The sequence below is a fragment of the Aliidiomarina iranensis genome, assembly GCF_003987135.1.
GTDB lineage: Bacteria > Pseudomonadota > Gammaproteobacteria > Enterobacterales > Alteromonadaceae > Aliidiomarina > Aliidiomarina iranensis.
Genome location: NZ_PIPJ01000002.1, coordinates 403,105 through 426,722 on the forward strand (window position 1 = coordinate 403,105; position 23,618 = coordinate 426,722).

23 protein-coding genes are annotated in these 23,618 nt (G+C 46.5%); 5 read left to right on the forward strand and 18 right to left on the reverse strand.

Features of this window, described 5'->3' with window-relative positions; all coding sequences use genetic code 11:
• Positions 1-11 precede the first annotated feature (11 nt).
• The 13 genes from lpxA to rpsB all read right to left on the reverse strand — a co-directional run bounded on the left by lpxA (position 12) and on the right by rpsB (position 12,993).
• Complete coding sequence (lpxA, locus tag CWE08_RS04955; RefSeq protein ID WP_126766210.1) at positions 12-779, reverse strand: acyl-ACP--UDP-N-acetylglucosamine O-acyltransferase; 768 nt, start codon at positions 777-779, stop codon at positions 12-14.
• Positions 780-1,244, reverse strand: a complete 465-nt coding sequence (gene fabZ, locus CWE08_RS04960) for a 3-hydroxyacyl-ACP dehydratase FabZ (RefSeq protein WP_126766566.1) — start codon at positions 1,242-1,244, stop codon at positions 780-782. It lies immediately after the preceding gene.
• Positions 1,245-1,268: 24 nt separating this feature from the next.
• On the reverse strand, positions 1,269-2,288 hold the full coding sequence (lpxD, locus tag CWE08_RS04965; RefSeq protein WP_126766212.1) for a UDP-3-O-(3-hydroxymyristoyl)glucosamine N-acyltransferase: 1,020 nt from the start codon (positions 2,286-2,288) through the stop codon (positions 1,269-1,271).
• A 30-nt stretch (positions 2,289-2,318) separates the two neighbouring features.
• Positions 2,319-2,831 carry an OmpH/Skp family outer membrane protein gene (locus CWE08_RS04970; protein WP_126766214.1) on the reverse strand — a complete coding sequence of 171 codons (513 nt, stop codon included), beginning with the start codon at positions 2,829-2,831 and terminating at the stop codon, positions 2,319-2,321.
• Between the two features lie 190 nt (positions 2,832-3,021).
• Positions 3,022-5,499: an outer membrane protein assembly factor BamA gene (gene bamA, locus CWE08_RS04975; protein WP_126766216.1), complete on the reverse strand. Its 2,478-nt coding sequence runs from the start codon at positions 5,497-5,499 to the stop codon at positions 3,022-3,024.
• Between the two features lie 29 nt (positions 5,500-5,528).
• Positions 5,529-6,872: a sigma E protease regulator RseP gene (gene rseP, locus CWE08_RS04980; protein ID WP_126766218.1), complete on the reverse strand. Its 1,344-nt coding sequence runs from the start codon at positions 6,870-6,872 to the stop codon at positions 5,529-5,531.
• Positions 6,873-6,874: 2 nt separating this feature from the next.
• Positions 6,875-8,107, reverse strand: coding sequence for a 1-deoxy-D-xylulose-5-phosphate reductoisomerase (gene ispC / locus CWE08_RS04985; protein ID WP_126766220.1), 1,233 nt, complete (start codon positions 8,105-8,107; stop codon positions 6,875-6,877).
• On the reverse strand, positions 8,107-8,970 hold the full coding sequence (locus CWE08_RS04990) for a phosphatidate cytidylyltransferase (RefSeq protein ID WP_126766222.1): 864 nt from the start codon (positions 8,968-8,970) through the stop codon (positions 8,107-8,109). Before CWE08_RS04990 ends, ispC begins: the two co-directional genes overlap by 1 nt.
• A 3-nt stretch (positions 8,971-8,973) precedes the next feature.
• On the reverse strand, positions 8,974-9,750 hold the full coding sequence (gene uppS, locus CWE08_RS04995) for a polyprenyl diphosphate synthase (RefSeq protein ID WP_126766225.1): 777 nt from the start codon (positions 9,748-9,750) through the stop codon (positions 8,974-8,976).
• Positions 9,751-9,828: 78 nt separating this feature from the next.
• The gene (gene frr / locus CWE08_RS05000) at positions 9,829-10,386 is read right to left on the reverse strand and encodes a ribosome recycling factor (RefSeq protein WP_126766227.1); all 558 of its coding nucleotides are present in this window, start codon (positions 10,384-10,386) and stop codon (positions 9,829-9,831) included.
• Between the two features lie 19 nt (positions 10,387-10,405).
• A complete protein-coding gene (gene pyrH / locus CWE08_RS05005) occupies positions 10,406-11,149 on the reverse strand; it encodes a UMP kinase (RefSeq protein WP_126766230.1) in 744 nt (247 codons plus the stop codon).
• Positions 11,150-11,254: 105 nt separating this feature from the next.
• Positions 11,255-12,133: a translation elongation factor Ts gene (gene tsf, locus CWE08_RS05010; RefSeq protein WP_126766231.1), complete on the reverse strand. Its 879-nt coding sequence runs from the start codon at positions 12,131-12,133 to the stop codon at positions 11,255-11,257.
• A 116-nt stretch (positions 12,134-12,249) separates the two neighbouring features.
• Positions 12,250-12,993 carry a 30S ribosomal protein S2 gene (gene rpsB, locus CWE08_RS05015; protein ID WP_007419679.1) on the reverse strand — a complete coding sequence of 248 codons (744 nt, stop codon included), beginning with the start codon at positions 12,991-12,993 and terminating at the stop codon, positions 12,250-12,252.
• A 347-nt stretch (positions 12,994-13,340) separates the two neighbouring features.
• Between rpsB and map the strand changes: the two genes are divergently transcribed.
• From map to dapD, 3 genes are read left to right on the forward strand one after another with little or no spacing between them, the layout of a single operon-like run.
• Positions 13,341-14,129 (forward strand): type I methionyl aminopeptidase, encoded by a 789-nt coding sequence (gene map / locus CWE08_RS05020; protein ID WP_126766233.1) that lies wholly within the window; start codon positions 13,341-13,343, stop codon positions 14,127-14,129.
• 51 nt (positions 14,130-14,180) lie between these two features.
• Positions 14,181-16,802 (forward strand): [protein-PII] uridylyltransferase, encoded by a 2,622-nt coding sequence (glnD, locus tag CWE08_RS05025; protein ID WP_126766568.1) that lies wholly within the window; start codon positions 14,181-14,183, stop codon positions 16,800-16,802.
• A 21-nt stretch (positions 16,803-16,823) separates the two neighbouring features.
• On the forward strand, positions 16,824-17,648 hold the full coding sequence (gene dapD / locus CWE08_RS05030) for a 2,3,4,5-tetrahydropyridine-2,6-dicarboxylate N-succinyltransferase (RefSeq protein WP_126766234.1): 825 nt from the start codon (positions 16,824-16,826) through the stop codon (positions 17,646-17,648).
• 16 nt (positions 17,649-17,664) lie between these two features.
• Here dapD and truC read toward each other — a convergent pair whose 3' ends face one another.
• Together truC and CWE08_RS12155 are read right to left on the reverse strand one after the other, a co-directional pair.
• Positions 17,665-18,435 carry a tRNA pseudouridine(65) synthase TruC gene (gene truC, locus CWE08_RS05035; protein ID WP_420837077.1) on the reverse strand — a complete coding sequence of 257 codons (771 nt, stop codon included), beginning with the start codon at positions 18,433-18,435 and terminating at the stop codon, positions 17,665-17,667.
• 13 nt (positions 18,436-18,448) lie between these two features.
• Positions 18,449-18,793 carry a YqcC family protein gene (locus CWE08_RS12155; protein ID WP_157981229.1) on the reverse strand — a complete coding sequence of 115 codons (345 nt, stop codon included), beginning with the start codon at positions 18,791-18,793 and terminating at the stop codon, positions 18,449-18,451.
• Positions 18,794-18,977: 184 nt separating this feature from the next.
• Between CWE08_RS12155 and CWE08_RS05045 the strand changes: the two genes are divergently transcribed.
• Together CWE08_RS05045 and CWE08_RS05050 are read left to right on the forward strand one after the other, a co-directional pair.
• Positions 18,978-20,045 (forward strand): DUF3549 family protein, encoded by a 1,068-nt coding sequence (locus CWE08_RS05045; protein ID WP_126766239.1) that lies wholly within the window; start codon positions 18,978-18,980, stop codon positions 20,043-20,045.
• Positions 20,042-20,845 carry a DUF3301 domain-containing protein gene (locus CWE08_RS05050; protein ID WP_126766241.1) on the forward strand — a complete coding sequence of 268 codons (804 nt, stop codon included), beginning with the start codon at positions 20,042-20,044 and terminating at the stop codon, positions 20,843-20,845. Before CWE08_RS05045 ends, CWE08_RS05050 begins: the two co-directional genes overlap by 4 nt.
• 2 nt (positions 20,846-20,847) lie before the next feature.
• Here the strand turns inward: CWE08_RS05050 and lysC are convergent, their stop codons facing one another.
• The 3 genes from lysC to syd all read right to left on the reverse strand — a co-directional run bounded on the left by lysC (position 20,848) and on the right by syd (position 23,618).
• The gene (gene lysC, locus CWE08_RS05055) at positions 20,848-22,221 is read right to left on the reverse strand and encodes a lysine-sensitive aspartokinase 3 (RefSeq protein ID WP_126766242.1); all 1,374 of its coding nucleotides are present in this window, start codon (positions 22,219-22,221) and stop codon (positions 20,848-20,850) included.
• A gap of 75 nt (positions 22,222-22,296) precedes the next feature.
• Positions 22,297-22,986, reverse strand: coding sequence for a GNAT family N-acetyltransferase (locus CWE08_RS05060; RefSeq protein ID WP_126766244.1), 690 nt, complete (start codon positions 22,984-22,986; stop codon positions 22,297-22,299).
• Positions 22,987-23,054: 68 nt separating this feature from the next.
• Positions 23,055-23,618 (reverse strand): SecY-interacting protein, encoded by a 564-nt coding sequence (syd, locus tag CWE08_RS05065; protein WP_126766246.1) that lies wholly within the window; start codon positions 23,616-23,618, stop codon positions 23,055-23,057.

A 23,618-nucleotide genomic window follows, 5' to 3' on the forward strand; every position in this document is an offset into this window, starting at 1 on the left:
TGGGCGCTCTTTTAGGGGCGAATAATGCCGCGATCTGAATGGCTAATGAACTGCACGAAATCATCCAAAAGTGGTTCTTCTAGATCGTTTATCGCAGCCGCCGCTTCTTCAATAGTAAGAGCACTGCGATACAAAAGTTTATATGCCCGTTTTATATTTTGTATCTGCTCAGCACTAAAACCACGGCGGCGTAAACCTTCACTATTAATGGTGCGCGGCCGTGCATTATGGCCCTGAGCCATTACAAAAGGCGGAATATCCTGCACTACTACCGAGCTAACCGCGGCAAATGAATGGGAACCGATTTTACAAAATTGATGAACGCCAGTGAAACCGCCCAAAATAACAAAATCACCCAAGTGAACATGGCCAGCCAGCGTAGTGTTGTTGGCTAAGATATTATTGCTGCCGATCATACAATCATGAGCAACATGCACATAAGCCATGAATAAATTATCACTACCAATTTGCGTTAGGCTATTATCTTGAATGGTGCCGCGGTGAATGGTGCAGGCTTCGCGGAATACATTACGATCACCAATCACCAATTCTGTTGGCTCACCATTGAATTTCTTATCTTGGCAATCTTCACCAATTGAACAAAATTGAAAGATATGGTTGCTCCGGCCTATGCGTGTTGGCCCTTTCAACACAACGTGCGAATGTATAACGCAATCATCGCCAATTTCTACATCAGGGCCCACCACAGTGTAGGCGCCAATACTTACATTGGCTCCTATCCGCGCGCTTTTATCCACTATTGCCGTTTCATGAATCAATTAGGTTGTCCTTCTGGCACACATTATATCAGCGACACAAGCCACTTCACCATCCACTGAAGCCTTGCCCGTAAATTTCCAAATACCACGGCGCTCTTTCACAAATTCAACATGAAAATCTACCCTATCGCCCGGCACTACTTGCCGTTTAAAACGAGCGTTATCAATCCCCGCGAATAAATAGATCTCGTTCGAACCCACATTACTTTCCATCATTTTAAAGCCTAATAGCCCGGTCGCTTGCGCCATCGCTTCAAGTAGCAAAACACCGGGAAATATTGGCATTCCTGGAAAGTGCCCCATAAACACAGGTTCGTTCATGGTTATATTTTTAATCGCATGCAATGATGTGTTCGGCACATAGGATATTACTCTATCAATCAAAGCGAAGGGATAGCGATGGGGTAAAATCTTTTGAATCTCAGTAATATCGAATCCGGCTTGTGGTTGTACTTCAGTGTTGATATCGGTCAACTTAATCTCCTAGTCTCAATCGTTTGAGTTTGCTAATTTTTTCTCAATTGCTCGGACACGGAGAAATAATTCTGGTAACTGCCGAACTCGAGCACCTGATTTGGCCCAAGTTGATTGATCAACCACTGGTAATGATGAAGCATAAACGCCCTTCTCAAGGCTCTTAGTAACCATCGTCATGCCATGAATTTGCACGTTATCGCCCACTGTAATATGGCCAGCAATACCGGTTTGGCCGCCCACAAGGCAGTTTTTACCTAGCGTAGCACTACCCGCGATACCGGTTTGACCAGCCAAAGCCGTACCTTCACCGATCTGCACATTGTGCGCAATCATTACCAGATTATCGATAATACAATTATCGCTAATAATAGTGTCGTCTAAGGCGCCACGATCAATTGTGGTATTCGCCCCAATTTCAACATTGTTACCTATAATAACTCTGCCGAGCTGGGGGATTTTAACCCATTTTCCGTTTTCACTGGCCCAACCAAAGCCATCTGCGCCAATTACAGCACCAGAATGGAGGGTGCAACACTCACCAATCACTACTTTATGATACAAGGTTACGTTCGCTGAAAGCCTTGTGCTGGCGCCTACTTTTACGTTTTCACCCACAAAACAATTGGCACCAATCACCGCATCATCACCAATTTCAGCACCGGCTGAGATTACGGCAAATGGACCTACGCTAACGTTTTTCCCAAGCCTTGCGGACTCTGCAACACTTGCCTGAGTATCAACTGCACCAGAACCTTTAGGTGTATCATCGAAAGCCTGAGCAGCATAGGCATAAGAAAGATATGGATTTTCAGAAATCAGGGCATTTTCGAGCACTTCAGCATCATCATGATTTGGATGGACGATAACCGCTAATGCTTTGGTATCTCGCAATTGGTTTTTGTATTTATCATTCGCAAGAAAGCCGACCTGAGATGGGCCGGCATTCGCAAGTGTGGCAATACCGGTAACCACAAGTTCGCCATTTCCACGTACTTGGGCACCGATCTTCGCTGCTAACTCATTCAGCGTCATTGCAATTCCTTGTTATTTATTGCACCACATTTATTCTACTAAGCGCTCAATAATCGCATCAGAAATATCAAGTGCATCAGAGCTGTAAAGCATGCGGCCTTTATCCATTACTAAATCATAGCCTTGCTCCGCAGCGTATGCGTCTACCACAACGAACATTTTTTCGAGCAAAATATTACGCTCTTCTGTTTCCCGTTGTTGCATGAATTGATTAATCTGCTCACCACCGCGTTGCAGGCCAGCTGCACGCTGACGAAGCTCATTTTGCGCTTCTGCTTTTTCTTCCTCGGTCATGATCGCTTCATCACGCTCTAGGCGCTCACGTAGAGCTTCAAATTGCTGCTCCAACTCTTGAAGTTGAGCCATTGGCTCGGCAAACTCTTCCTCTAAACGATTAGAAATCTCTTCACGCTCGGGCATTTCAGCAAACACACGAGCAACATCAATGATGGCAATCTTTGGTGATGCATCTTGTGCTTGTACCGGTGCCATTGTGGCAACTAATGCGATTAGGGCTGCAAAGGTAATAGCTACTGCTTTCAAAGTTTCTTCCTCTTGTTTTCAATTAATTGTAGCAAGTGCTCCTCGAAGTTAAATGTATGGCTTTCATCGCTGTTATTCAATGGCCAAACAACCTTGCTAAGTTAAGTGCTTGCTATGTTTAACGCTTTCTACGGTATCTCTGAGCATGCCCGAATGCAAGCCCAGAGCTACCAGTGAACTAAATTTATGCTTAAAACGATGTACCCACGTTAAAGGTAAATCTATCTTCCGCACTTGAATCCAATGATTTAATCGGAATACCAAAGCTAAAGGTTAAAACGCCCATGGGCGATAACCACTGCACAGAGACACCATAAGAAGCCTGATAGTTCCGCGGGCTGCTGTAATCCCACAAAACACCATCGCCAGTTACGGTTAAATCACGGTATTCATCGTAATTAAACTCGGTATCCCAAATAGCGCCCACATCCACAAATAAACTGGTGCGCACAGAGTTTTTATTCTCTTCGCCAATAAGCGGTGTAGGGAACACCAACTCAATACCGCCGGTTAACGAGGCATTACCACCAATGGATGCAAAACGAGCGATTTCAACCTGGTCAAACTCTGGGCCCAAAACAATTTGTGTGGGATTCCCATTTGCATCGGGCGGCCCTTGTATCGTTTGTGGCCGACGAATAATACCACGTGGCCCCGCTCGGTTCTGCTCAAAGCCACGCAGGTTATCATTACCACCACCGTAGAAGTTTTCCCAGAACGGCAAGGTGAATTCTAAATCACCATCGCTGCCATAGCCGTTACCGTAACCCGCATTTAAACGTGTCATTAATACCCAATCATGATTATCTGATAAAGGTAGATAATGACGGAAACGATAATCAATCTTGAAGTACTGCAAATCACTATTCGGCAAAGTTACTTTACCACTCAAGCGATTTGTAGAGCCCGCGGTTGGGAACACGCCTCGATTTAATGTTGTGCGTTGCCAAGATGCTGTTAAATCAACGCTACTGAAATTCAACGCAGCGTTGCGATCATTTTCATCACGATACTTGTCATAAAATGCCCGAATTTGATCGTAAGGGTTCAGCTGAGTAATACCATTACGGCTGTAGCCTACGCCAAAGTTAAGGCGGTTGAATTCATTGATAGGGAAGCCAAGATCTGTAGAAATACCATAAGATGTTTGATTATATTGCTGCAGGTTAGCGCGGCCGGCATCAAAATCTTGGTAATACACAGAGCCACCTAAGCTTACACCGTCATCAGTAAAATAATTATCTACGTACTGCAGACGAACACTTTTGGCGTAGCGGTTGGTATCCACTACGAATGCCACTCGGTTACCACTGCCTAAGAAGTTTTCTTGGCTGATCGATGCATTAATACTGAAACCGGCATAATCGCCATAGCCTACGCCCGCACCAACGCTCCCCGAAGGCTGTTCTTTTACCCGAAATACGATATCTACCTGGTCATCTTGGCCGGGAACTTGAACTGTGTCGTATTCCACTGTTTCGAAGAAACCTAACCGCTCCAAACGAGTTTTCCCGGTTTCTACTAAACGTTCATTTAGCCAAGCACCTTCCATTTGGCGCATTTCGCGGCGTAATACTTCATCTTTGGTAGCGTCGTTACCTTCAAATGCAATACGGCGAACATAAACACGCTGGCCGGGATCAACCGCAAAGGTGAGCTTCACCACTTTATCTTCGTCATTTATTTCTGGAATCGTATTTACTTCGGTGTAGGCATACCCTAAACGGCCGTAATAAGATTTCAGTGATTCTTCAATGCTGGTAATCTCTTGTTGGCTGTAACGCCGGCCATCGAGGGTTTCTACGAAGTTTTTCAAGAAATCTTCATCGTCACGAAACTCAGAGATTAGATCCGTACCACTTACGTTATATTGATCGCCCTCTTCAAAGTTCAAGGTAATGTAAATTCCCTCTCGCTCTGGTGTCATCGCGACTTGCACAGAATCAACTTCGAAACGAAGATAACCTTGGTTGCGATAAAATGATTCAATGTTCTCGATATCACCTGTTAGCTGTTGCTGCTGGTAGTTACGCTTACCTATGATATTCCACCAGGGTAATCTGTCGCGTAACTCCATCAAATCAACTAACTCATCACGTTCGAAGGACTCATTGCCAATCATGTTGATTTGCGCTATCTCAGCGGCCGGCCCCTCTTGGAAATCAAACCGAAGTTCAACCCGGTTACGTGGGAGGTTCACCACCTGTATTCGCACTCGCGCATTATACTTACCAACACTGTGGTAAAAATCTTCGAGATTTTTTTCCAGCGAAGAAATCATCGTGCGATCTAATGATTCACCCACTGCAATCCCACTCGTTCCCAAGCTATCGAGTAGTTGATCGTCTTTCAGGTCTTTATTGCCCTCAAAGCGAATCTCATTGATTGTGGGCCGCTCGGTTACCCGAATAACAACGGAATCACCTTCACGATAAACTTCGATATCATCAAAATGTGAAGAAGAGTAAAGTTCATGAATCACTTGGCGGATGCGAGCCGGCGTAACTTCTTCACCAACTCGAACCGGTATATAGGTTAACGCGGCACCGAGTGCTACCCGTTGTAAACCTCGAACTTGGATGTCGTCAACGATAAATGATTCAGAAGCTTGCGCATTCAGCCCTGTCCCTACTAATACAACTCCAATAAACAGCTTTTTCAATGTCATGCAACACGTCTTATTGTTAGGTAATTTCATTACGAGATAAGCCTGCCAATATCGTTAAACAAGGTAACCACTAACAGGGTTCCAAGAATTAACAGCCCTACTCGAAAACTAAGTTCTTGAATTCGTTCTGGAACAGGTTTTCCACGAACCCATTCAATGGCATAGAATAATAAATGCCCGCCATCAAGCATAGGAATCGGTAATAGATTTAAAACGCCTAAGCTCACACTTATCAACGCCAAAAAACTAAGAAAATATACCAATCCATAACTTGCATGAGCACCGGCTCCTTGTGCAATCCCCACCGGACCACTGAGGTTGTTCACCCCGATATCGCCGGTAACAAGCTTTTTCAACATGCCTAGGGTTAATCCCATCAGCTGCCAAGTGCGCTCAACACCTCCTGCAAAAGCTTGCAATGGTCCATATTGCAGCGTGAATAGGTAACCATCAGGATACGCTTCTTGTTGCGTGCTAATCCCGAGATAACCACGGCCATCTAACTCACCTAATTGCACGCTAATTTGCTGTTGCCCACCGTCCCTTTCTATCAGCAACTCGCGCTGTGCATTCGGTTGTGCCGCAATAAGCTCCCTTGTTTGTTCCCAATTCCGCGTTTGAGTTCCATCGATCCCAATAATTTTATCGCCCACACGCAAATCACTCGCGCTGGCTGGGCTGTTTTCTGCTATCAAGGCAATGGTTGAGGTAACAGCTGGGCGAAAAACATCTAACCCTAAACTTTCTAGCGTGGAATCGCGATCAGGATCAAAGTTCCAATCGCTTAACGATACCTGAACATCACGCTCAACGCCATTTTGTTCACGAATTCGAAAGGTTGTGGAGGCATCGCCAATACGCCGAACCAGCGCCATATTAACGTCTTGCCAATCCTGAACGTCGCGATTATCAATGGCTGTGATCTCTACCCCCGGGGTTAAACCGGAGCGCTCTGCGATGCTATCGGCACTCACGTTACCAATAATAGGCTTCAATGCTGGCATACCAATCATCAGCATTAACCAAAGCGCGGCAATCGAAAACACAAAGTTGGCCATTGGCCCAGCAACTACCACCGCAAAACGTTGGCCTACTGATTTTGACCGGAAACTCTTAGGTACTTCTTGCTCGGATACCGGATCAACTTCGTGGTCGAGCATCCGAACGTAGCCCCCAAGAGGCACAGCCGCAATTTGATATTGGGTACCATCTTTACCCTGCCACCGAAACAAAGGCTTACCAAAACCAATTGAAAATGTGAGTACTTTCACGCCGCAGCGGCGCGCTACCCAAAAATGGCCGAATTCATGAAAGGTAACGACAAGGCCAAGGGCAACAATAAAGGCCCCTACCGACCATAATACCTGTTCCACTTTTATCCCCTCATTATTAGCGAATGTGCCACGCGCCGAGCACGCGCATCGCAATCAAGTATGCCTTCAATATCAGTTATGTTTGATAACTCAGATTGTGCCAAGGTATTTTCGCATATTTTGGCAATATCACCGAACGCTATCTGTTCTTTTAGAAACGCTGAAACCGCCTCTTCGTTCGCCGCATTTAATGTTGTAGTTGCCGCTTGCCCTTGCCAACAGGCATCAATCGCTAATTGTAAGCACGGGTAGCGAGCCGCTTCAGCTTGGCCAAATGTGAGCTCACCTAAGGAAGTAAAATCAAGTGGCTGAACACCACTGTTAAGCCTTTCCGGATAACCTAAACAATAAGCGATGGGTGTCCGCATATCCGGTTGGCCCATTTGCGCAATAACCGAACCATCCACATATTGTACCATTGAATGAATCACGCTTTGCGGGTGCAATACCACTTCAATTTGCTGCGGTTGGCAGTTAAACAACCAACGGGCTTCAATATACTCCAAACCTTTGTTCAACATGGTGGCCGAATCAACCGAAATTTTTTGCCCCATATCCCAGTTTGGGTGTGCACAAGCTGCAGCTGGTGTTTGTTTGCCTAAATCGGCCAATGGTGTTTGCCGAAATGGGCCACCAGAACCGGTAAGCAGTATTTTTCTGATGCCATGTTTAGCGAAATCTGTTGATACCGAATTTTGCTGAACGGTTTCGGGTAAAGCCTGGAAAATCGCATTGTGTTCGCTATCAACAGGCAATAATTGTGCGTTTGCAGCGCGAACAGCATCAATGAACAGTTGCCCACTCATTACCAAAGCTTCTTTGTTGGCTAGCAACACACGTTTACTTGCTTTAACCGCGGCTAATGTTGGCAATAAGCCAGCGGCGCCAACAATGGCAGCCATCACCGTATCAACTTCCGCCGCCTCGCTAACGTTACAAAGCGCTGCTTCGCCACTCAATACTTCAGTGTTCACATTTAGCTCACGTAACTGCAACCTGAGCGTTGCTGCGACATGCTCCGAACCCATCACCGCGAACCGAGGCTGAAAACGTTCACAAATTTGCCGCATCGTATCAATGCGGCTATGCGCCGTTACCGCAAATAATTCAAAATCGTTTGGGTGCCGAGCGATCACATCAAGAGTGTTCAAACCAATCGAGCCAGTAGCACCCAGCACGGTAATTACAGCTGGCTTACTTCTACTCGTATTGTTTACAACCTGTTGTAACGACATTAATGAATCAACCAAAGGTATCCGAGCAAGAAAATGGGTAAAGCAGAGGTAAGCGAATCAATGCGATCTAAAATACCGCCATGGCCAGGTAAAATTGAGCCGCTATCCTTTACGCCGGCACAGCGTTTGAACATACTTTCGTTCAAATCACCAAACACGGATACCAAAACCGTAGCAATGCCCACTATGTAGTAACCCAGTAGTAACTCGCTGGGAATATCCAAAATTAAAGAAACTAAGTACATGGCAAGTGTGGCCAAGCACAAACCACCGATAAAGCCTTCCATCGTTTTCCCTGGGCTCACATGGGGCATGAGTTTGCGGCGGCCAAAGCGTTTGCCAGCAAAATAAGCGCCAACATCGGCAGCCCAAACGAGCACAAAAACAAATAAAACAGCCCAGCCACCAAACATTGGATTTTCATCATAATTTAACGAGCGTAAGCTCATCAAGGCTACCCAAGCGGGTACTAAAATCAAGATACCAAATGCGCCAACAAAAATTCTACTGCGTTGCCAAAGTGCTTTACTGCGGGGGAAATTAAAGACCAAGGCGATGGCCAACAACCACCAAATACCCCCAATCAATACGATGTAGTACAACCAATCAACCATGCCCGCAGATGACCAGATTCCGCCGATCGGCGTTAACCAATACACAGCAACAAGAATAATGGTATTGAGAATCGTGTATGCAAGGCGGCCAGAGGTTTTCCGAACCCCCATCAAAGGCGACCATTCCCAAGCCGCAATTGCTAATACCACTGTTATCGCCAACCCGAAATAGGGCAAAGGCAATAGAAATATAATGCCGAGTGCCAGCGGAATCAGCACTGCGGCAGTAAGAATTCGTTGTTTAAGCAAAAATTAGCCCTCTTGCAGGTTACCTGAACCAGCTAGTTCTTGTATTTGTGCGCTGGTCAGTCCAAACCGCCGCTCGCGTCGAACAAAACAATCAACTGCGGCAGCAAACGTCATTTCATCAAAATCAGGCCAGAGTACATCAGTAAAGTACAATTCTGCATACGCTAATTGCCATAACAAAAAGTTACTTATCCGAATATCTCCCCCGGTACGAATAAGTAAATCTGGCGCCGGTTGGCCTGCCAAGCATAGCCCTTTTGCCAGATCATCTTCTGTAATATCAGCAGGGTTTAATGTGCCGGCTGCGGCATCCTCAGCTAATCGCTTAGCCGCCCGCGTAATGTCCCAACGGCCACCATAATTGGCAGCTACATTCAGCACCATGCCTTTACAATGCGCTGTTTTCTGCTCCGCATCTGCAATTTGCTTCTGTAAGCGCGCATTGAATGCCGATTTATCACCAATAATTCGTAAGCAAATATCATGTTCTGCGAGTTCTTTAACCTCGCGCTTCAGCACACCCATGAAAAGTTCCATGAGTACATTTACTTCCCGTTGCGGGCGGCCCCAATTTTCACTGCTAAATGCAAACAGTGTCAGCGCTTCAATACCATTTCGCCGCGCAAATGTAATTGCCCGGCGAACAGATTCTGCGCCAGCCCGGTGCCCTGAAGTGCGCCGCTTTCCTTGCGAGGTAGCCCAACGCCCGTTACCATCCATGATAATGGCAACGTGCCGTGGTAACCGAATTGACGCTATGCTGTTATTGTTCCCTGTCATTCTAATCCCACAAAAAATAAACGCCGCGTAAGTATATCCGACACGGCGTTATCCTCCAACGAGGTAGATGGCAACTGCTTAAACTTCCATCAACTCAGCTTCTTTACTCGCTAATAATTCATCTACTTTCTTTACAAATTCATCAGTGAGCTTTTGTATATTTTCTTGCGCCTTGCGATCGTCATCTTCTGTGATTTCTTTTTCTTTCAAAAGTTCTTTAATATCGCTATTCGCATCGCGGCGAATGTTACGCACAGCTACGCGCCCTTGTTCTGCCTCAGCCCGCACAATTTTCACTAAATCCCGGCGGCGTTCTTCAGTTAGCGGCGGCAACGGAACACGAATCACATTACCAGCACCGGCGGGATTCAAGCCCAGATCAGAGGTAAGAATCGCTTTTTCTACCGCGCCCGAACTCCCTTTATCGAATACAGTAATAGCAAGAGTGCGAGAATCTTCAATGGTAATGTTTGCCAATTGTTTTAGCGGTGTATCGGTACCGTAATAAGGTACCATAACGCTATCAAGTAAACTCGGATGGGCTCGGCCCGTACGAATTTTCGACATTTGTGCAGCGAGAGCCTCTACGCTCTTGTTCATGCGATCTTTTGCATCGGCAATTATCTCGTTGATCACTATGGGATCCTCTTCCTAATTATTTATTTGAATCTTTCACATGGGTGATAAGTGTACCTTCATCTTCACCCATAATCACGGCTTTCAATGCACCTGGCTTATTCATATTGAAAACTCGAATTGGCAAGCTGTGATCGCGAGCTAACGTAAAGGCCGCTAAATCCATTACTTTCAATTCATTTTTCAATACATCTGAGTAATCTAAGATATCATATTTTGTAGCTTCAGGATTCTTCACTGGGTCAGCCGAGTATACACCATCTACCTTAGTGGCTTTTAATACAACTTCAGCTTCAATTTCAATTCCGCGCAAACATGCTGCAGAATCGGTTGTAAAAAACGGGTTACCTGTTCCGGCCGAAAAAATCACTACACGGCCTGATTTCAAAAGGCTAATCGCTTCGGCCCAATTATAACTATCGCACACGCCAGCTAACTCAATAGCTGACATCAAGCGTGCATTCACATAAGTGCGATGCAGCGCATCACGCATAGCCAGACCGTTCATCACTGTGGCTAACATCCCCATATGATCGCCAACCACACGATTCATTCCGGCTTTTGCTAAACCCTCGCCACGGAATAAGTTACCACCGCCAATAACAAGGCCCACCTGAACACCCAGTTCAAGAATTTCCTTTATTTCTTGTGCCATGCGGTCAAGCACTTTTGGGTCGATCCCAAAAGGTTCGGCGCCCATAAGCGCTTCTCCACTTAACTTCAACAATACACGGCGATAGCTCGGTTTCGGATGTGTACTCATATCTTTGGCTTCCGTTTTCAGGTTAAAAAAAACCGCGCCTGCTGCAACAGCAAAGCGCGGTTATGATTAGGTGGTGCTTCGCAAAGGCATAGTAGCCACGGTTAATTAACCTTTTTGCGCCGCTGCTACCTGAGCTTGAACTTCAGCAGCAAAATCATCTGCCTTCTTCTCAATACCCTCACCCACTTCGAAACGAACGAAAGTAAGTACATCAGCGCCTGCTTCTTTTAGCAATTCGCCAACAGATTTCGAAGGATCTTTAACAAAAGGCTGCCCTGTTAAGCTGATTTCGCCAGTGAATTTCTTCATCCGGCCTTCAACCATCTTCTCAGCGATTTCTTTTGGCTTACCTGATTGCATGGCGATATCGATTTGAATTTCGCGCTCTTTCGCAATCACATCTTCAGCTACATCTTCAGGCTTCACAAATTGTGGGTTGCTTGCTGCAACATGCATCGCAATATCTTTACCAAGATCTTCGCTACCGCCTGTTAACAATACCAACACACCAATACGGCCACCGTGCACATAAGAAGCGGCAACATCACCACCTTCTGTTGTGATCACGCGACGTAAATTCATGTTCTCACCAATTTTCGCAACCAAGTTGCTGCGAACTTCTTCAATAGTGCCGCCATCGATCTGAGTATTCTTCAGATTTTCAACGTCAGTTTCTTTGTTCGCGAAGGCTGCGTTTACGATTTGCTCACCCATTGCTAGGAAGCTGGCATCACGCGCAACGAAGTCGGTTTCACAGTTTAATTCAACTAGTGTACCCACGTTGCCTTCGGTTTTAACTAAAATCACGCCTTCAGCAGCGATACGGCCAGCTTTCTTAGCAGCTTTTGCCTGACCACTCTTACGCATGTTTTCAATTGCTAGCTCGATATCGCCATTGGCTTCTTCAAGCGCTTTTTTACAATCCATCATACCTGCGCCAGTACGCTCGCGCAGTTCTTTAACCATTGCGGCTGTAATTGCCATGATACTATCCTCTGTGTTCAGGATTCATGTCTGGCCCGGGCTAATACCGGGCCCCGCGAAACTATTTCTAAGAAATTAGTACAAAACGGCCTGCTATCAGGCCGTTTTCCTTTTTCTTACTCAGCGCTATCTTCTTCAGCTTCAACGAAATCGTCAGCTGCAGTGATTTCTGCGCCATTTTTCTGGCGACCTTCATTGATCGTAGTTGCCGCAGCACCTAAGTAACACTGAATCGCACGCATTGCATCGTCGTTGCCAGGAATTACGTAATCAACGCCATCTGGTGAAGAGTTCGTATCAACAACAGCTACAACTGGAATACCTAAGTTGTTCGCTTCTTTAATAGCAATGTGCTCGTGGTCAGCGTCGATCACGAAAATAACATCAGGCAAGCCGCCCATGTTTTTGATACCGCCAAGGCTCTTCTCAAGCTTTTCCATTTCACGCGTGTTCATTAGCGCTTCTTTCTTGGTTAGCTTCTCGAAAGTGCCGTCTTGACTTTGAACTTCCAAATCTTTCAAACGCTTGATTGATTGGCGAACAGTTTTCCAGTTCGTTAGCATACCACCCAACCAGCGGTGATTTACATAGAATTGGTTTGATGCGATCGCCGCGTTTTTGATTTGCTCTGCAGCTGCACGCTTAGTTCCAACGAACAATACTTTGCCGCCGTTTGAAGCTGTGTGCTGAAGGAAATCTAGTGCCTTGTTGAACATAGGCACAGTAGATTCTAAGTTAATGATGTGGATCTTGTTACGAGCGCCGAAGATGAAAGGCTTCATCTTAGGGTTCCAGTAACGAGTTTGGTGACCAAAGTGAACACCAGCTTTGAGCATGTCGCGCATTGACACGTTTGCCATGATTAATTTCCTTTGTAAGGGGTTATGCCTCCACATATCCCATGTTGCGACTCGCATTGCAGTTTAGCAATCCAAGCACCCCGCACCATGTGCCGATATGTGTGTGTTATTTAAAGTTTCGTTTTGTGTGATAACAGTTGCGATTGAACGAAAGCGCACGCTTCTGCTACACATTGAACCCGCCTAGGTGCAAACACCAAGAGCGAGCGGCGCATTTTATACCACAAACCCACCCTGCGAACAACCAAAATCCATCTTCTGTAAACCTGCTAATTCTGCTAGAATTCACCTCAACTTCATGAATCGCAGAGAAATCGCGAAAATTTCAGATGAATTAGTGAGAAACCATGGCTATCAAAATCAAAACTGCAGAAGAAATCGAGAAAATGCGCGTGGCGGGAAAGCTTGCGGCAAGCGTGCTTGAAATGATCACACCGCACGTAAAAGCAGGCATCACCACCGACGAATTAAACACCTTATGCCACGATTATATTCTTGCCCACGATGCTTACCCTGCACCGCTTAATTACCATGGTTTTCCAAAATCTATTTGCACATCGGTGAATCATTGTGTTTGCCATGGCATTCCGAACGATAAGCCCCTTAAAGATGGCGATATCATTAACATCGATGTCACCGTACGCAAAGATGGTTACCATGGCGATACCAGTAAAATGTTTGTGGTGGGTGAAGGTTCGATTTTGGCTAATCGGTTGGTGGGCGTTACCCAAGAATCGCTTTATCGCGCCATTAAAATGGTAAAACCTGGCGTGCGTTTGGGTGATATTGGTGCCGAAATTCAAAAGTATGGTGAAAGTTTTGGTTATTCGATTGTCCGTGAATTTTGTGGTCATGGCATCGGTGATGAGTTTCATGAAGAACCGCAAGTTCTGCACTATGGCCGCCCGGGTACTGGCGAAACCTTACAAGCAGGAATGTGCTTAACCATTGAACCTATGATTAATGCCGGTAAACGCAACACCAAGATTCTCGCCGACGGCTGGACGGTACTCACTAAAGATCGAAGCTTAAGTGCTCAGTGGGAACATACTCTGCTGGTTACCGAAAATGGTGTTGAGGTGCTCACGTTACGGGAAGATGAAACGCTGCCTCGAGTGATTCAACACGACGCTTAGGTTTTCTGCGAATTATCAGGATTGCCATTGATGCTTAATACGCCGCCAGCAATGCATACAACAAACGCGCCATACATGCCCAACTGGCCTGCTGATATCGAAGCATTTGCGAACTGGCGGCAAGAGATTCAACGTTACAATGAGTGGTCGGTTGAGCAGTTCATTAGTGCCGATATCGATACGCTAGTTAACCATAGGGCCGCCTTTTTCGATAGCTTGTTGCAGGCGCTATGGCAACAGTTTAAATTTCCTTCGGAAAACTATGCACTTCTTGCCATTGGCGGCTATGGCCGTGGCGCTCTCCACCCCGAATCTGATATCGATTTATTATTCTTAGTTGAGGGTACCCTACCCACTCGCCAACAGGAGCGAATTAGCCAGTTCATTACGCTGCTTTGGGATTTACGTTTGCAAGTGGGCCATTCGGTGCGCACCGTTTCAGAGTGTATGGAACAAGCGGAAAAAGATATAACGGTTGCCACCAGCCTTATTGAACACCGCCTAATTGCTGGGAGTGAAGCGCTTACCGATGATCTTGAGCAACACATAAACTTTCATTTCCCTTGGTCTAGCAGAGCCTTCTACCAAGCAAAGAAACAAGAGCAGAATGCCCGCCATCAACAGTTTTACGGCACCGCCTATAACCTTGAGCCAAATATTAAATCATCGCCGGGTGGCCTGCGGGATATACAAACCATTAGTTGGATAGCAAAACAACATTTTCACGCGAAAAGTGATGAAAGCTTGGTGGAATACAATTACATCACTGCGGATGAGTTCGTGGAGCTAAAAGAGTGCACAAGCTTTCTTTGGCGCATTCGATTTGCCTTGCACTTGGTAGCGCAAAAATCAGAAGATCGCCTGCTATTTGATTACCAGCCCGATGTTGCCAAGCTACTTGGCTATCAGGGTGAAAACAGCAAAGTTGCTGTTGAACAAATGATGAAAGATTATTTCAAAGTTGTACTTCGCGTAGGCGAGCTTAACCGCATGCTACTGCAGTTCTTTGAGCAGGCCATTTTGGGGCCTATGAAGCTCCTTGAGCCCCAACCGCTTGATAACGATTTTGCGTTAATTGGTAACCAAATCATGGCACGAAGCGATACCGCCTTTGCAAACCCTGAATGCATTATGCGGTTTTTTTGGTTAATTGCTGAGAACCCAGAAATCGAAGGTGTGCATTCCCACAGTATTCGTTTACTACGGAACGCTCGCCGTGAGCTCAAACAGCCACTGATGCAAAATGCCGCCTGCCGTGCTGTTTTCCTCGATATTATTCGGCATCCCAGAGGCTTTGGTTTAGCCTTCGAATTAATGCACCGTTTCAGTATCATGGCCCATTATTTACCGGCGTGGCAAAAAATTGTTGGCCAAATGCAGTTTGATTTGTTTCATGCTTACACGGTGGATGAACACACCTTTCGGCTCTTATGTAACCTCTATCATTTTACCTTGCCGGAAGAATCTGAGCACTATCCACTCGCCAGTGAAATTGTGCAGGAATTAGTAGCTCCGGAATGGCTATTTCTTGCTGGCATTTTTCACGATATTGCTAAAGGCCGTGGCGGTGATCATTCCGAGTTGGGCGCTATTGATGCCCGAGAGTTTGCCGCTTTACATGAGTTACCTGAAGAAGCTGGCGAACTCATCGCTTGGTTGGTCGAGAAACATTTATTGATGTCGGTAACCGCCCAGAAACGTGATATTTACGATCCCGAGGTGATTGCCAAGTTTGCCAGTGAATGTGGCAGTATTCAGCGGCTCAACTACTTGTACTGCCTTACCGTGGCCGATATTCGCGCTACCAACTCCAACCTTTGGAATAATTGGAAAGCCACGCTGTTAGAAGAACTCTACCGGGCTACTTATGAATCGCTGCAACAGCACGATAAAAAAACCTTTGATGTGCGCGAGCGGGTACAAAATAATCGGCAACTAGCTATGGGCCTACTCCTTAGTGCCGGGTTTGAAGTAGAACAAATCAACCAGCTGTGGGGCCGTTTCACTGCCGATTATTTTTTCCGTCACACGCCTGAACAAATCGCTTGGCACTCGCAAAATATAATGCATGTGCAAGAGCATCAACTACCGCTCGTTCTTATCGGTGATGAAAATAATAACGGCACCACTGAATTATTTATTTATCATCATGAGGAAAGCCATTTATTTGCCAAAGTAGCGGCAGTTCTAGATAGCGAGCAATTGAGCATTCATGATGCGCAAATTTTGAATACCCGTGATGGCTATGTGATGGATACTTTTATTGTGTTGCAGCGGGATGGCTTGCCCATTGCCGAAGCCCAACGCATTGAAGAGGTACACCAACATTTACACGACGTTTTGCGCAAACGCCGGCCAGTACCTACAAGCCAGCGTGCTATCTCTCGGCGCTTGCGTAACTTTAAAGTGCGCACACGGGTGAAATTCATCAATTTAAAGAATGCTCGGCGCAGCACTTTTGAACTTATTACGCTCGATAAACCGGGGCTTATTGCTCGCCTAGCAGCGGTGTTTCAAGAGCTTGATATTAACTTGATGGCCGCGAAAATAACCACTGTGGGTGAGCAAGCGGAAGATTTGTTTATCGTTGCGTCGAACAACCAAGAAGCCCTGACAGAAATCGAGCGTGAGGCATTAAAAACCGCTATCATTAGCGCCCTAACCGATGAATAACTTGAACTTAAAGGTATTTCCATGAGCAATTTACAAACTGTGATTGAACACGCATTTACAAATCGTGCTGAACTTAGCCCAACATCAGCATCCCAGGAAATTCGCGATGCAGTTGCGCATGTGCTCGCAGGCCTTGATAACGGCAGTTTACGTGTGGCAGAAAAAATTAATGGTGAGTGGATTGTTAATGAGTGGGTTAAAAAGGCCGTTTTGTTATCCTTTCGCCTCAACGACAACCACGTGATGGAAGGCGGCGAAACGAAATTTTACGATAAAGTGCCCAGCAAATATGCTGATTACAGCGAAGCTGAGTTTGCCGCCGATGGCGTTCGTATCGTGCCACCAGCTATGGTGCGCCGCGGCGCATACATCGGCAAGAATGTGGTTGTTATGCCTTCCTACGTAAACATTGGTGCTTATGTAGATAGCGGTAGTATGGTGGATACTTGGGCAACTGTGGGTTCTTGTGCGCAAATTGGCAAAAACGTACACCTTTCTGGCGGCGTTGGTATTGGTGGTGTTCTGGAACCACTGCAAGCGAACCCAACTATTATCGAAGATAACTGTTTTATCGGTGCTCGTTCAGAAGTAGTAGAAGGCGTTATCGTTGAAGAAGGCTCTGTTATTTCGATGGGCGTATATATCAGCCAGAGCACCCGCATATACGACCGAGAAACCGGCGAAATCAGCTATGGCCGCATTCCTGCCGGATCAGTTGTGGTATCGGGTTCATTGCCAGCCAAAGATGGTACCCATTCGCTCTATGCCGCGGTTATCGTGAAAAAAGTTGATGCCAAAACGCGCGCAAAAGTAGGCATCAATGAACTCCTTCGCGGCGTTGAATAAACCTCAATAATTAACCTCAGTAAAGTTGAGGAAGCGGCTCAGCAGCAAACGGCAATCTGAACGCTTCCGGCACCGGCGTTTCAATATGCATCGGTTGCTGATTTACCGGATGTGGAAAACTCAGATTAGTGGCGGCTAATAACAGCCGCCGAATTTGGAAGTGCTCCCGGAAAAATCGATTGTGGCGGCCATCACCGTGGTTGGTATCACCGATAATCGGGTGGCGAATATGCGCCATATGGCGGCGCAACTGATGTTTTCGCCCAGTTTTTGGGGCCAGCTTAACAAGCGAATAGCGGCTTGTTTGATGTTGTTTACTCACTTGAAACGGCAACTCTACCTGCTCTAAACACAAGTAATCGGTTACCGCTGATTGTGCCGCTTTATCACGCTTTGCCATTTTATCAGCTACCGCATCAAGCTCCTCTTTCAAGGCATAATCAATTCGGCCAAATTCATTGACATAGCCGCGTACAACCCCATGATAAATTTTTTGTACTTTGTGCTCCATAAACAGATTGCTCATTCGGTACGCCACCTCAGCGCTGAGAGCGAATACCAGCAAGCCAGAAGTGGGCCTATCTAAACGATGCACAGGAAACACATGCTGGCCGATTTGATCACGTAAAAGCTGCATAGCAAACCATTTTTCGCCCCGTGCAAGCGCTGAGCGATGCACTAGCAAACCAGCGGGCTTATCGATAATCACAATGTCATCATCGCGGTACATAATCGGCAGAAGCGGCCGCTCGGCGCTAAAAGCAGGTTCTTGCCACGCTTCGTTCATATCTATTTTTTCATCAATGACGGCCATGATGCCCATCCAAAAGTTCATCTATGGCTTTTAACGCTAATATAATCTGCCGATGTTCCTTTAATTTCCCTTTCCAAACCTCTACCGCCATCGGGCTCACCGCGATTTTGTTGGGCAACGGTTTTCGTTGTTCAACACACTGTCTTAAACTTGGGATCATGATAAACTGAATCCATTGATAAAATTCCAGCGTATCGCTTGCAAAAGGTTGCGAACTAAGTAAACGCGAAGGCTCTGGCATAGCTTCGTCCCAAAGTGCTTGCGCTTTAAGATGTTGCTCTAAATCCTCAAGATGATCCAAAGTTTTTTGCGTAATTGAGTTGTTCGCCATTAATTTTTTCACCTTAGCTTTTGCTACTGTAACTATGCGCTTGCACAATTTTAAAGTTAAATTTTTATCTGTGTGAATATGGGGCACTACTCGTTTCGGCAGCGCATGATTCGCAAACCGAGAAAATAGAAGCGAACAGCCACACAAATAAAAACAACGAATACACCAACTATACCGGAAAAGCATGCAATCAATCGACACCCTAAGTGATTTTCTTGCCGTTGCAGGCGCAAATCATGAAGCTAAAACCGATTATCGAATTTACGATATGAGCCGCCGTGTGCGCCCTATTTCAGCCGCTGATTTTCAAGCCATCGAACGGGGTGAACGGCCGTTTCCTTCGCCGCGGCAACAACATGCATGGTTAGCCGTAGTGCTGTGGTCGAGTATTCGTGGAAGCGATCCTTATATTTGGTTTGTAAAGCTACCACTGGACGAGCGCGCACTGTTTGACCATGCCGCCCGGCAACATTTTCTTAGTATTATTGTAGAAGCCTTAGGCACAGATCCAACCTCGGAGCCGAGCGAAGCGCAACAGCAACGCTTAGAACAAAACCCTTATATATTTGTGCCTGATGAAGCCCGCCGAGCAGCTTTTCATGCTCAAGTAAGTGCTGATTTGCAGCAGCCTACTTCGATTCACTACGAGGATGCCTTAGCATGGTTACAAGGGCAAAAGGCTGAAGCAGATTGGCAAAACATTGGTGTGCAGGGTATTCATGATGCCCTCACCCGAAATCTCAGCGATTCGCATCTACAACAGCAAATTCAAAATAACCTTTTACTGTGGCCAGTGCCGATTCAGCAGGCCTTAATGGAAGCTATGGAGCATCAAGAGCTGCCTACAAGCTTGGCGGATAATTTGCTCTCACAACTACGCCACAATCTTCCTGTTAGTGGGCAAATCGTGTTACTCCGCAGTTTAGCCAGTTACAGCCAGAGCAAAAAAATGCAAACGGCGATTGGCCGTTTGTTGCGCGAACTCCCCAGTGAAGAAACTGAAAAACTCGATCTTCTTTTTAGTTTGGGTGCTCGCTGCTGGCCTACTCTCGCCGATGCCGATAATCTTGAACGCTATATGAGCGCAGCAGCTACCGCGAGCCAAGATATCTTTGTGAGCATTTTCCGTGATTTAGTAATGCTACCCGAGCTTCGCGGCCAATTATTGCAGCTATTCGGCCGCAACCAGCTGAACCCTGCTCTGCAGCAAGCGCTTTCGCAATTAATTCAACAAACACGAGGTACTGCATGAGTGCGAACCTCTATGATGTTTTAGCATTACTGCTACTTTTGCTAGGCGGTTATCTTTTCTGGCAATGGCGGTTACAAGAGGAACATGCTCGAAAGCATGCGGAAGCGGTATGCAAGCAATACAATGTGCAGTTTCTTGATATTGCACGCAGCCGCGGACGCCCCCGCTTCACCCCACGCACAGGTTGGGAAGCCAGTTTTCAATTTGGTTTTAGCAGTGACATCCAAACTCGTTACGAGGGCGAACTCCTGCTATTAAATTTACATCTAAGTGATGTTCGTATGCCGCCCCATAAAGCACCGGCAGCCAACCATGAAAGTGCCATTGAAGGCGAAACCGTGAGCCAAAGTAGTAATAGCGCCCAAGGCTCTGGCGCAACTACCGCAAACGCAACTAGCAAAAGCTCAGCTACCACAAGCGCAGCCTCCACACATTCTGCAAATGCAGGTTGGCATCGCACCGAGGCGAATACAAGTAAAGTGCCTCAACCACAGGTGAGCCCTAGTACTGGCCCACATCAGATACCCGTGCCGAATAGCCAAATGTCGGTAACTAGCATGAGTATTAGTTATGGCGAGCGCAAGGCTCAAAGTGAAGGGGCCAATGCCAATAGCGGGATTCAAAGCGCCAATAGCGGGAATGCGAACAACACCGAAAGTGATGAGCTGCCACCCATCGTAGATGCCATTTTTCCAGATGATTTAGAAACTAACTTAGATTCGAAGCAAGGTGCCAACGCCGCCGATCTAGAAGAAGGCCCTGCAATCACCATCGATGGTTTCAACACCACCGACGGTTAGCTTTAAGTTTCTAAGAAACCCCGATGCAAAGTATTGAGAATGTCGCTGGCATCATCTTCGCGTACTAAAATACACAGGTTATTTGGGCTCGCGCCCTGGCTAATCATGCGAATATTCTTTTTCGCAATCATTTGAAAAACTCGGCTCGCCACTTCCGGTGTGTTTGATAATTCATGGCCTATTATCGCCACCAGCGCCAGGCCATCTTCTACTTCCACATCGCATAAGGGCGCTAACTCGGCTAAGAGCTCGTTACTAATCAAGCTATTGCCAGAGGAATGCGAGCCAGTGGCGTCTAAGGTGAGCGCCACAGATACTTCAGATGTCGTAATTAAATCAACGGATATGCGATGCCGCGCTAAAATCGCAAAGAGTTCCGCCAAAAAGCCCCTAGCATGCAACATGTTCAAACTTCTGGCCGTGAGTAATACTTGACCTCGGCGCAAGCTCAAAGCTCTGCATACTGGCCGTTGCTGAGTTTTACTTTTAATCCAGGTTCCAGGCTTTTCTGGTTCTCGAGTGCAGCCTACAAATACTGGCACCTGCGCTCGCTGTGCAGGAAGTAAGGTTGCTGGGTGCAATATCTTCGCACCGAAAGTAGCCATCTCAGCGGCTTCCGCAAAGGTTATTTCTGCAATCGGCCGCGCACTTGGAACTTGGCGTGGGTCACAAGTATAGATACCGTCCACATCCGTCCAAATCTGCAAGGCATGGGCTTTTAACGCCTCAGCAAATAACGCCGCGCTTAAATCGGAACCGCCACGCCCCAGAGTCGTCACTCGATCCGCGGCATCAGAACCAATGAAGCCCTGCGTAACCACACAATAGTTTTCCAATAACGGTTTTAAATATTCTTTCGCCAACATACCAATCCGCATCGGCCGCGCTTCCGCGTTACCAAAATGGCTATCGGTACGGATCACTTGGCAGGCATCGAAATCTCGGGACGTTAAACCCCGTTGGCGCAATAATTCGGCTAAAAACATCGACGAGCAACGCTCGCCTAGAGCTAAGAGCTCATCTTGTTTGCTTGCTTCAACACCAACTTCGCTCAAATATGCACTTAATTCAGCCATTCGGCTCAAATATTCACGAAGTTGAGCATTGATTTCAGGCGTTGGCAAGAGCTCACCACTGATACTGTGCTGAATTGCCATGATTTCCGAGAGCAGCTGCATACGTTCTGCGTCGTTGGATTTACCCTTTGCCAGCGCCACTAAACGATTGGTAACACCGGCAGCAGCGCTCACCACTACCACTCGAATCGCAGGGTTCGCTTGAATAATATCTGCACAACGTTGAAGCGCTGGTAGATCAGCAACTGAGGTGCCGCCAAACTTGGCAACAATAACTGAGGATTCTAAATATTTTTGCATTCGCTCCGAACCATTTACAGCCGTTGCGGCTGTGGCAACAAGGGCCGTGAATTTCACCCTAATTCAGAATAAATGTCAATCGAGCTCCTCGTCTTCACGCGCGAAAAACATAAGTTGGCCAGTAATCTCACCTACCTGAATATCACGTAAATGATGAAAGCCTCGTTGCGCGAAAAATTTTGCATAATTAGGCCGCGTTGCCAACAAGCCTATACCCGCAGATTCTGGCGCTTCTACTAATTCTGCGCGCGCCGCATGCACAAGTAAATCACCTAAGCCATGTTGTTGATAATTCGGGTGCACCGCAATGAAAGTGAGCATGTGGTAATGATTTACCGGCATAGCCTCGGCAATAATGCGTTCTTTCTCCAGCATTTGTTTAGTGCTTACATAACCTGCCGTAAGTAACATCCGCAAACGCCAATGCCAAAAGCGTTCCGGCCCAAAGGCAGCGCCCGGGCGGGTCATGCATACCACACCCTCAAGGGTATCGCCTTCAAACAACCCAAATATAGGTTGCTCATGTTGATAAAATACCGCCAACTCTTCCCGAATCGCTGCCCGCAACCGCTGTTCATAGCCCTCTTTGTGCGCCTGAAAGATGGATAAGAACAACGGGTCGTCCTGATACGCTTGAAACAATAAAGAAGCCGCAGTTGCCAGATGCTCGTGTTCCAAGTAAATCAATTCGCCACTAAGCTTTGCTCTCGCTTCCAGGTTTTCGTCCGCTGTTTCTGCTAATGTTGATTCTGCATTCGTTGTCATCGGTTAGTCACTCTTAATTGGCGGTTATTGTGTGCACAAACGTTTATACCGTGAATCAACGCTTCGGCTCAAGCCTCAAATTCATCCGCTGGTAAACGCGGCGCAAGCATAGTTAAAAAACTTGCTAAGTCATCCGCTAATATTTCGTGCTGATCCTTACCTACATATTCTAACCCTACGGCGCCAGTTTCATTATTAACCGAGATCAATAAATCGTCCTCGTCAGTTACCCCCAGAAACAACGTGATGGTTTGTTGCAAACGCTGTTTCATCATTACGTGGCCAATCAAATTTTGCTGCAGCCGCTCGCCGTCCTCTGGATGCATCACTTGCAGGAGCTCTAGGGAGTTACCTTTGAACTCCAAGGCCAAATCCCCTGCATACACGCAACTAAAAAATACTTTCACTTGGTCATCAAGTTGCATTTCCAAAGCATGCTCAACACCACTAAAATCAAGTGGTTCAGTTTGTGGTACCGCTCGCCACGCAATATCACCACCACTAGGTTTACCAACGTAGCAAGGGGCATCCCAATTCGATATATATTCCGTTTTTGGCGTAAGCCCAGCCTCTTCGTAATGCTTGGCATAGCGCTCATGAAGTGAATTTAAACCTTCAATTACTGAGTTCAT

Excerpts from the sequence above, each read along its gene's own strand:
- lpxD (WP_126766212.1), bottom strand. The coding sequence starts at position 2,288 with ATGACGCTGAATGAGTTAGCAGCGAAGATCGGTGCCCAAGTACGTGGA.
- bamA (WP_126766216.1), bottom strand. The coding sequence starts at position 5,499 with ATGACATTGAAAAAGCTGTTTATTGGAGTTGTATTAGTAGGGACAGGG.
- ispC (WP_126766220.1), bottom strand. The coding sequence starts at position 8,107 with ATGTCGTTACAACAGGTTGTAAACAATACGAGTAGAAGTAAGCCAGCT.
- uppS (WP_126766225.1), bottom strand. The coding sequence starts at position 9,750 with ATGACAGGGAACAATAACAGCATAGCGTCAATTCGGTTACCACGGCAC.
- pyrH (WP_126766230.1), bottom strand. The coding sequence starts at position 11,149 with ATGAGTACACATCCGAAACCGAGCTATCGCCGTGTATTGTTGAAGTTA.
- tsf (WP_126766231.1), bottom strand. The coding sequence starts at position 12,133 with ATGGCAATTACAGCCGCAATGGTTAAAGAACTGCGCGAGCGTACTGGC.
- rpsB (WP_007419679.1), bottom strand. The coding sequence starts at position 12,993 with ATGGCAAACGTGTCAATGCGCGACATGCTCAAAGCTGGTGTTCACTTT.
- map (WP_126766233.1), top strand. The coding sequence starts at position 13,341 with ATGGCTATCAAAATCAAAACTGCAGAAGAAATCGAGAAAATGCGCGTG.
- glnD (WP_126766568.1), top strand. The coding sequence starts at position 14,181 with ATGCATACAACAAACGCGCCATACATGCCCAACTGGCCTGCTGATATC.
- dapD (WP_126766234.1), top strand. The coding sequence starts at position 16,824 with ATGAGCAATTTACAAACTGTGATTGAACACGCATTTACAAATCGTGCT.
- truC (WP_420837077.1), bottom strand. The coding sequence starts at position 18,435 with ATGAACGAAGCGTGGCAAGAACCTGCTTTTAGCGCCGAGCGGCCGCTT.
- CWE08_RS12155 (WP_157981229.1), bottom strand. The coding sequence starts at position 18,793 with ATGGCGAACAACTCAATTACGCAAAAAACTTTGGATCATCTTGAGGAT.
- CWE08_RS05045 (WP_126766239.1), top strand. The coding sequence starts at position 18,978 with ATGCAATCAATCGACACCCTAAGTGATTTTCTTGCCGTTGCAGGCGCA.
- CWE08_RS05050 (WP_126766241.1), top strand. The coding sequence starts at position 20,042 with ATGAGTGCGAACCTCTATGATGTTTTAGCATTACTGCTACTTTTGCTA.
- lysC (WP_126766242.1), bottom strand. The coding sequence starts at position 22,221 with ATGCAAAAATATTTAGAATCCTCAGTTATTGTTGCCAAGTTTGGCGGC.
- CWE08_RS05060 (WP_126766244.1), bottom strand. The coding sequence starts at position 22,986 with ATGACAACGAATGCAGAATCAACATTAGCAGAAACAGCGGACGAAAAC.
- syd (WP_126766246.1), bottom strand. The coding sequence starts at position 23,618 with ATGAACTCAGTAATTGAAGGTTTAAATTCACTTCATGAGCGCTATGCC.